Below are 8,329 nucleotides of genomic sequence, written 5' to 3'. Positions count from 1 at the left end.
AGACTCAAGTATTAGATGGATTTTGCTAAATTGTTTACGAGAAATATCGCTTGGATAAGAGCGGGTCATAACTACCTCCAAAGGTTTTATGAAAACTATCATTATACCTTAATGAGAAGATTTTAAACAGGCTCTTAGACATTAATCCAACATTATATTGAAAAACAGAAACTCTCGGCTGTCTTTTTTTGATAAAGCAGCCTTTTATTGTAACAGGGGCACCATTTATGTAAAAACTTTGGTAAAGAAGAAATTCATTAGCAAAGCTAGTATCATAACACGCCTATCAAAAGATAAAGAATCATCTATAGAAAGTTCTAACTCTGCAAACTTATTATGAGCTCGCCAAACCGTCTAAAATTTTAAAGTATTTTAATCCATGAGATATGATTATTTGAGCGATATAGCTGGAAATGCTTTTGTTAAGATAGGAATCTATAGATGATCATAGCCAACGCTGCTATTCCCGGACTAACTTTTCTTTGAGGGCCTGATAGCATACGATTGTCAATCCTTTCAGCAATTTTTAAGTCCTGACAAATGGCAGCCACTAAGCCATGATGGTCCATTACTGTCGTTTGAATTTCTCCTTCTGAAACCTCTACCATAACGCACTTCTTTGTTCAAAAAAGACATAATAGCATAAAAGGCTTAGCTAATTCCAAAAATATATGCTAGGGGGTAGGAATGTAGGATGGAAACATCTTTTTTAGATCAAAAGCCTGCCAAATAAGCCTATCAGATGCCAATCGATAGGTACAGAAATCGGAGAAAGGGGTCTAATATATTCACGATCTATTTTTTGCATAAAGATTGCTGCTCAAATATGCAGGAATATGTATAGAACTGAGATAATTTTGTAAGATCTCAAAAATTTGTGCTGATGAATCCATTTCCAATATTGTTTGTGCTAGAATAGCTGCATCTTTAAGGTGAATTTGTTTAATTACATATCTAATAGCTGGAATATAGCGAGGAGAACAGGAAAAGATTTTCAATCCTAATCCCATTAATAGAGCAACAAAGAGAGGGTTAGAAGCAATCTCTCCACAAATGGAAACATCTTTTTTATTTTGTATAGCCTCAGAAATAACCATTTTAATCATGCGGATAATACTCGGATGAATAGAATAATTAAAACCGCTTTCTACATAATCACTCCGATCTATTCCTAAGCTATATTGTATAAGATCATTGGTCCCAATAGATAAGAAATCGCAATTTTTTGCTAAAGCACCAGAAATGAATACAGCCGATGGGATTTCAATCATACATCCTAAAGGTAGATTTGATTTATATAATGCCCCTTCTTGAGATAGCTCTTGAGACACTTGTTCTATCAAAATACGCGATTCTTCTAATTCGATAAGATCGCTGATTAAAGGTAATAAAATGCGTACATTTCCATAATATGCTACTCGTAAAATAGCTCTTAATTGCACACGGAAAATATCTTTATGTAAAAGAAGAAAACGAATACCTCGATATTTGGATACAGTATTATCTGTGTTAAAAGAGTGTAAAAACTGTGGAATTTTATCTCCTCCAATATCAAAAACACGAATAGTTACTGGCATATCGGCGGCTTTCTGAATAATTTTCGAATAAAACTCATATTGATGTTCTTCTGAAAAAGAAAAATGATCGTTTTGGAAGAAAAGATATTCTGTTCGAAACAAACCAATCCCTTTGGATCCAAGCTTTGTCAACTGTTCGACATCATGTAGATGACCTACATTTGCTAATACTTCTACAGATTGTCCATCCTTTGTTCGTAAAACAGAATCTGTATTCACATGAATTTTCTTAATCCATTTCTGTAAATTATTTCTGCGGTTCTGATATTCTGCTAAAGTTTTATCGTTAGGATTTAAAATAACTTCCCCACTATATCCATCTACAATAACGCATTGGATTAAGCATAAGCGCAGATTATTTAAATTAATACAAGTCACATAAGGAATTCCTTTCGATCTAGCAATAAGTGCTGCGTGTGAACTAGTTCCTCCTTCTTCTGTAACAAAAGCAATCACAAGAGGATAATCAGCAACTGCTGCATGAGAAGGAATTAAATCTTTTGCAAAAATGATAGACTCAGCCGGAACATTAAGCCAAGGAGCTTGCTCTTGAAAACAAAGATGCCTAAGAACTCTTTTCGCTAAGTCCATTATATCAACCCATCTATCTTGAAAAAGGTTATCCTTTATACAAGAAAAACGAATCTCATATTCTGTAATTACAGAATGAAAAACCGCTTCGATATTTTGCAGCATATTCCGAATCTTTTCTTCTACTTGAGTGGTTAAACAGGGATCTCCCAAAATTTGGATTTGCGTATCAATAATAGTAGCGGCTTCTTTGGAACCTTTATAGGTTAAATATTTGGAAAGTTTTTTAAGATCTTCACTGCTGCACCTTAAAGCTATGTGATAACGTTGGATCTCTTGATCAACTTCATTTAATGTAATAGGGAAATTAGGAATGGGTTTGTCTATATTTTCTAGAAAAAAGGGATGACCTATTGCAATTCCTTCGCTAACCGAATAACCTTGAATCCGAGTTTCTTGGGTTTTGTCTTCTTGTTTTTTGGACATTTACTGCTCTCCAAAATGATTCTCAAATCCATTAACTAGCTTTTCCATAGTTTCTTGAGCATCATCTCCTTCCACCAAGATAGTAATCAAAGAGTTTTTTGTTGCAGCTAACATCAAAATGCTCATGATACTCCGTGCATTAATTGTTTCTTTGCGATAGGTAAAAGAAACAGCAGACTTTGTCCCTTGCAGTAATCTAACAATTCCGGTAGCTGGTCTAGCATGCAATCCCATTGCATTTTTAACCCTCACTTTGCGCATGACCTTCACAGATTTTAGCCCTCTTACTCTGTTTTCTAGAAATACTTTCCAATAACTTAGCATTGAATTCCCGAGCAGAATGATACCCCATCTCTTTTAATCTTTGATTCAAAACAATGGTTTCAATCAGCAAAACAATATCTCGACCTTGCTTAACGGGAATCACGTGAAAAGGAACTTTGATTCCAAGAATATCATAATATTTTTCATCTAAACCCACTCGATCATAAAATCTACGCTCATCCCACTCTTCTAGCTTTATAATGAGATCGATTGTTTTCTCATCTCTTACACATACCGCTCCATATAGGTGGGCTACATTAATAATGCCAATTCCTCGAATTTCAAGTAAGTGACGGGTTAATTCAGGGCCTGATCCTTGAAGATAAGATCCTTTTCGCAGACGAATACGCACAACATCATCGGAAATTAAACGATGCCCTCTTTCAATAAGGCCTAAAGCAGCTTCGCTTTTACCTACCGAGGAATCGCCTTGTATCAATATGCCTACTCCAAAAGCTTCTACTAAAGTTCCATGGCAGCTCATGGTTAACGAGAACTCTTCATTGAGTATTAATGTCATTTTACTAACTAAGCTCATGGTGGAACCTTGAGCTTGAAACAAAGGAATTTTCACTTCTGCGCAAATACGCACCAGTTCTTTTAAAGGCGTATAACGACCAGCTAAAATAACAGCGGGGGTTTGGGGAGTTAGAATTGCTTGTAATCTACTTAATCGTAGTTTTTTGTCGAGATCTCTAAGATAGCGCGCTTCAACGTTACCAAACACTAAGATTCTTTGACTGGCATAATTCTTTAGATATCCGGATAAGCTAAGGCCTGGACGATGTACTTCTGGTACTTTAATTTGACGATTTAAACCCGGTTCTCCTGCAATTAATTTTAATCCAAGCTGTGGTCCATATTTTTGGAAAAGATCTTGAACACAATACATGTAGTAACTTAAGGTAAATGCGAATCGCTGCTTTAACGGATTTTTCAGCTTTAGCGCAATATGGTGTTAAAATTTTTATTTTTGTATTTTAAAGTGATTTTATTGAGAAGTAGGCTTTCTTGCAAATCAAAAAGAAATATATTCTCTCGATAAAAGAATCTTGCAAAGATTTTACTTTTCCTCTTATTTAAATAAAAACAAGAAGATTAATTTCATAATAATAAAACTAAAGTAATTTTATGACTAAAAGCAGATTAATTATTATTGGTGGAGGCTTTGGAGGATTAAATGCCGCTAAAGCTTTAAAAAAAGCTAATGTAGATATTTTATTAATCGATAAAATGAACTACCACCTATTTCAACCTCTTTTATACGAAGTGGCTACAGCGGCTCTATCGCCGGGAGAAATCGCAACACCTCTAAGAGAAATTCTTAGAAACCAAGAAAATGTTTCTGTAATTATGGGCGAGGTAACTGATATCAATACCGCGCAAAAACAAGTGATTCTTTCTAATCAAGCATGGTTTGGATATGATTATTTAATCATTGCAACTGGAGCTCGTCACAGCTACTTTGGCAATGATCAATGGGAAGCATTCGCTCCTGGTTTAAAAACCATTCCCGATGCTTTAAATATTCGCGAGCAAATCTTAATCTCTTTTGAAAAAGCAGAAAGAGCGGATTTTGGATCCATTTTGCCTTATTTAACATTTGTAATTATTGGAGGAGGACCTACTGGAGTAGAAATGGCAGGCGCTATTGCTGAAATTGCTTACAAAACCATGTTTAAAAACTTTCGTAAAATTAATCCAGAGAAAGCACAGATTTTTTTAATAGAAGCATGCCCTAATATCCTACCTAGTTATCCTGAAAGATTATCCAAACGTGCTAAAAAAGACCTTGAAAAACTCGGAGTTCGAGTACTTAATAACACAAAAGTAACCAATATTGATGACTCAGGCGTTCAAATAGCAGACACGTTTATCGCTTCAAAAAACATCATTTGGGCAGCTGGCAATCAAGCATCCAAATTACTCAACTGCTTAAATACTCCCCTAGATCGTGCAGGTCGTGTGATTGTTGAACCTGATTTAACCCTGTCTAACTTGCCAGAAGTATTTGTCATCGGAGATGCTGCACATATGGAATACAAAGACAAGCTTCTTCCTGGGATTGCACCTGTAGCTATTCAACAAGGGCGCTATGTAGCAAAAACCATTATCCGCGACCTAGATAAAAAAAATAGAAAACCTTTTAAGTATTTTGATAAAGGGAGCATGGCTACTATTGGAAAAGCCAAAGCCATTGCTTTTATTGGTAAACTCCAATTTACCGGCTTTATCGCCTGGCTTATATGGGCTTTTATTCACCTTATCTATCTCATTGGGTTCCGTGACCGCTTTATCGTACTAATTGAGTGGGTAATGACCTTGATTTCTGGTAAAAGAGGGGTACGACTCATCTACAGCCGTTCTATAGATGAAATAAAAGAATAGATCTAGATGTTTTTTAAACAACGGTTTTCCATACTGTCAATTTATTTAGTTCCATTACGTTCTTATTTAAACTATATTTTAATAAAAACATACTTATAAGTCTAAAAATCATGATAAAATAATTTACTAAGGAGATTTATGACATCAGCGGTAAAATTTCACTCAGTTCCACAAAACTCATACACAGTAACCGTCGATTTATCACCTTCAACATCTAATCATTCTTGCTTAACACGAAGGAATATTGTAATTGGATGTGCTACTGGCGTTGGAATCGCAGCAATAGCTGCGGTTACTGCATGTTATTTTGAGGCTGGTAAAGATGCTGAATCTTTATGCCTTAACGAAAACCGGAATTTTATTTGTGAAACTGCAGAAGGTAATATCATCGCAGGTGAAATTTTCGATTTATCTAAACAGGTTAGAGGAAATTTTTCTAATTGTGAAAATGCTTTTAATAATCTCTTTAATAAAGATCTTTGTCGTTTGTTTAGTCTTAGAGATTTTTTTTATGATTGCTTTGATGTAGCTCAATCTTGCGCACAATCAATTTGCTCGTCATGTTATGAAGCTGCAGATTTGGCACAAGCATGTTTAGAATACATTCCCAATATTAAGAAAAAACGCGCCGAAAATGGTACTATCTACTGTTCACATGAAATTTTGAATCAGTCAATAAACTTGCAGGATTCAGAAAAATTACCGCCCTTACTGGAGTCATATGAATATTCTTAATTTTAGCAAACAACTCAGTGCTTCTTAATAGAAGCACTATTGTTTTTTAGTTTCTAATCTATCTTTATTCTTTTTCAACCAAAATCTGAAAGCTTTTTCTACAAGTATTTCTTATACAAACTGTATAAAATCAGGCTTTAGAAAAATCTCGTGGGAAATAGTAAAAAATAAGCTCTAGATAATAGGACTTTATTGTTATATTGGCTTTGTAAAAAAATTATGAGAAAAGCCAAGGGTTTGGAAAATATCATCCAAAAGAGTTATTTCCTAAGATGCTTTCAAATACATGCCAAGCTTACTATAACTTTTGGCTAAAACACCCTGCGCTTCTTACAGGGATTTCTCTCTTAATGGGAAGCGCTTGTTATTTAAGCTTCCAGTCCTATTATCTGGTAGTTTTAGCAGTTCTTATTCTTCCCATAACTAAAAATCTGAAGCTTTTTTGTTTAGCAATTATCGCTATTCTAATTGGTTTTGTATCTATCTTATTCCGCTATCCTGAATTAACACTTGCTTCTGAAAAGATTTCAGGAGTAGGTAAGTTCAAACCCCAATTGATTAAAATGGTCTCTTCTCCTTTTTATCGTTCTTTGCTCTATCAGGGAACATTAATCGATTTTCAAACGAAAGAACAAACCTATCATAATATCCCTTGTTCTATTTACTTGCCCATTTACGGTAAAAGGCCTATTTGTAATGCGATTTATGAAATAGAAGGCAATCTACAGCAAAAATCTTCTCACCTTTTTGTCTTAAAACCAACGAAGAAAAAAACTTGGAAGAGGGTAGCTCCTTTTTTAAGTCTCATTGAATGGCGCTTCTCGGCTAAACAGCTAATCTCCAAATACATCCATAAGCAGGTATCGGATCGAAAAACAGCTGTTTTTTTAAGTGCTTTGGTTACTGGGCAAATCGATGAGAGATTATTAACGATGCAGTTTGGTAAGTTAGGTCTACAACATTTACTTGTCATTTCAGGTTTTCATTTTGCACTATTAGCTTATTTGCTGAAAAGTATGTTTAACTGTTTACTTCCTTACAAGACAACTGCTTTGACGACTCTTTTATGCCTTAGCTTCTATTATGTTTTTCTAGGAGATTCTCCTTCTATTCAAAGAGCGTATATTGCAATTGCTACCCTTTTAATGGGAGAATTAATTGGTTATCCCTCTTCTGGACTCAATACTATTGGTTTAGGATTGATTGTTGAGCTATATGCATTGCCTTTGAACATTTTAGAACTGGGGTTTCAACTTACCTTTCTTTGTACTTTAGCTATCCTTTTATTGTACCAACCAACAGAACATCTATTGAGCTATTTTTTACCCAAACGCACCGAAAAAGAACTCAAGGAGATGCCCCTTATAGATAAATATGCCTACAGTATTTTGCACCTCTTGCGCAGTTCTTTTTCGGTAAATATCGCAGTTCACATTGCAACCGTTCCCTTACTGCTCTATCTGTTTCACCAATTTCCCTTGCTTAGCATTGCTTACAATCTTTTCTTTCCCTATTGTGCAGCTCTTTCTTGTATTTTACTATTTCCTAGCCTTATTTTGTATTTTATACCTAAGGCATGTTCTTTTGTATTCAAGATCAATGAGCTTTTTTCCACAGCTATTTTACATATCACATCCTATCCTCCCATAAAGCTACAGTTTAGTCTACGCACAGATGTGATAACTCCCAATATGCTCGGTTTATATCTAACAGTGCTTTTTTTTGGAGCGATTGCTTTTCATGAAAAAGCTTCTTTGCAAAAGGCTTCAAATCCTATCTTTTAAAGAAAGTGGTTCTGCTTTGATGAAGATAGAGCGTTTCTTTAAATGAGCTCTAGTGGACTCAATGGATTTAACTGATTTAGTAGACTGCATATCTAGGCTGAATTTCGGGTTAGATTTCTTTATCAATTTTTTATATTTCCCAGGTAATTCTTTATAGATTTTTTTATTGTTTATTTGGGTTTTTGAACTTTCTTTATCTTTAGTAACCTCAGTTTTGGGTTTTATTCAATAAATAATCCCAAATTACTCTACACAAGAAATATTTCTAAGTTAATAATTATAAACAACTAATACTATATGTATCTATCTATAAGTCACCTGTTTCTTTGTATTTCATTTGGCCCTTTCAACCTCGAAGTGCACAAAAAAGAACATATAAATACTTGAAAAAACATCTATTGTGCACCCGAGCATAGCATGTTTGTAGATAATCTCCTAAACGCTTCTAGTGGAGTTTCGAAGTTGAGAGCCTTTCTAGGTCTGTTATTTAGTATAAGTTTCCAC

General features: G+C 34.7%; 7 protein-coding genes. 3 read left to right on the top strand and 4 right to left on the bottom strand.

Annotated features, from left to right (window positions below; all coding sequences use genetic code 11):
- Positions 1 to 422: 422 nt before the first annotated feature.
- The 4 genes from RHOW815_RS05325 to hprK all read right to left on the bottom strand — a co-directional run bounded on the left by RHOW815_RS05325 (position 423) and on the right by hprK (position 3,810).
- Complete coding sequence (locus RHOW815_RS05325; RefSeq protein WP_215217298.1) at positions 423 to 608, bottom strand: DUF4277 domain-containing protein; 186 nt, start codon at positions 606 to 608, stop codon at positions 423 to 425.
- Between the two features lie 180 nt (positions 609 to 788).
- Entirely contained in the window at positions 789 to 2,594 is a 1,806-nt protein-coding gene (ptsP, locus tag RHOW815_RS05320; RefSeq protein WP_215217297.1) for a phosphoenolpyruvate--protein phosphotransferase, read from the bottom strand.
- Positions 2,595 to 2,855 carry an HPr family phosphocarrier protein gene (locus RHOW815_RS05315; RefSeq protein WP_245397607.1) on the bottom strand — a complete coding sequence of 87 codons (261 nt, stop codon included), beginning with the start codon at positions 2,853 to 2,855 and terminating at the stop codon, positions 2,595 to 2,597.
- On the bottom strand, positions 2,836 to 3,810 hold the full coding sequence (gene hprK, locus RHOW815_RS05310; protein ID WP_215217295.1) for an HPr(Ser) kinase/phosphatase: 975 nt from the start codon (positions 3,808 to 3,810) through the stop codon (positions 2,836 to 2,838). The genes RHOW815_RS05315 and hprK overlap by 20 nt, the downstream gene beginning before the upstream one ends.
- Before the next feature lie 239 nt (positions 3,811 to 4,049).
- Here hprK and RHOW815_RS05305 point away from each other — a divergent pair, with 239 nt between their 5' ends.
- The 3 genes from RHOW815_RS05305 to RHOW815_RS05295 all read left to right on the top strand — a co-directional run bounded on the left by RHOW815_RS05305 (position 4,050) and on the right by RHOW815_RS05295 (position 7,825).
- Entirely contained in the window at positions 4,050 to 5,306 is a 1,257-nt protein-coding gene (locus RHOW815_RS05305; RefSeq protein ID WP_215217294.1) for an NAD(P)/FAD-dependent oxidoreductase, read from the top strand.
- Between the two features lie 138 nt (positions 5,307 to 5,444).
- Positions 5,445 to 6,041 (top strand): hypothetical protein, encoded by a 597-nt coding sequence (locus RHOW815_RS05300; RefSeq protein WP_215217293.1) that lies wholly within the window; start codon positions 5,445 to 5,447, stop codon positions 6,039 to 6,041.
- 272 nt (positions 6,042 to 6,313) lie between these two features.
- On the top strand, positions 6,314 to 7,825 hold the full coding sequence (locus RHOW815_RS05295; RefSeq protein ID WP_215217292.1) for a ComEC/Rec2 family competence protein: 1,512 nt from the start codon (positions 6,314 to 6,316) through the stop codon (positions 7,823 to 7,825).
- The last annotated feature ends 504 nt before the right edge of the window (positions 7,826 to 8,329 follow it).

This window comes from Candidatus Rhabdochlamydia sp. W815, assembly GCF_018642185.1.
GTDB lineage: Bacteria > Chlamydiota > Chlamydiia > Chlamydiales > Rhabdochlamydiaceae > Rhabdochlamydia > Rhabdochlamydia oedothoracis.
The sequence above is the reverse complement of the archived record's forward strand: the minus strand, read 5'-3'. Positions and strand labels throughout refer to the sequence as shown.

Coding starts and splice junctions, on each gene's coding strand:
- RHOW815_RS05325 (WP_215217298.1), bottom strand. CDS start 608: ATGGTAGAGGTTTCAGAAGGAGAAATTCAAACGACAGTAATGGACCAT.
- ptsP (WP_215217297.1), bottom strand. CDS start 2,594: ATGTCCAAAAAACAAGAAGACAAAACCCAAGAAACTCGGATTCAAGGT.
- RHOW815_RS05315 (WP_245397607.1), bottom strand. CDS start 2,855: ATGCGCAAAGTGAGGGTTAAAAATGCAATGGGATTGCATGCTAGACCA.
- hprK (WP_215217295.1), bottom strand. CDS start 3,810: ATGTATTGTGTTCAAGATCTTTTCCAAAAATATGGACCACAGCTTGGA.
- RHOW815_RS05305 (WP_215217294.1), top strand. CDS start 4,050: ATGACTAAAAGCAGATTAATTATTATTGGTGGAGGCTTTGGAGGATTA.
- RHOW815_RS05300 (WP_215217293.1), top strand. CDS start 5,445: ATGACATCAGCGGTAAAATTTCACTCAGTTCCACAAAACTCATACACA.
- RHOW815_RS05295 (WP_215217292.1), top strand. CDS start 6,314: ATGCTTTCAAATACATGCCAAGCTTACTATAACTTTTGGCTAAAACAC.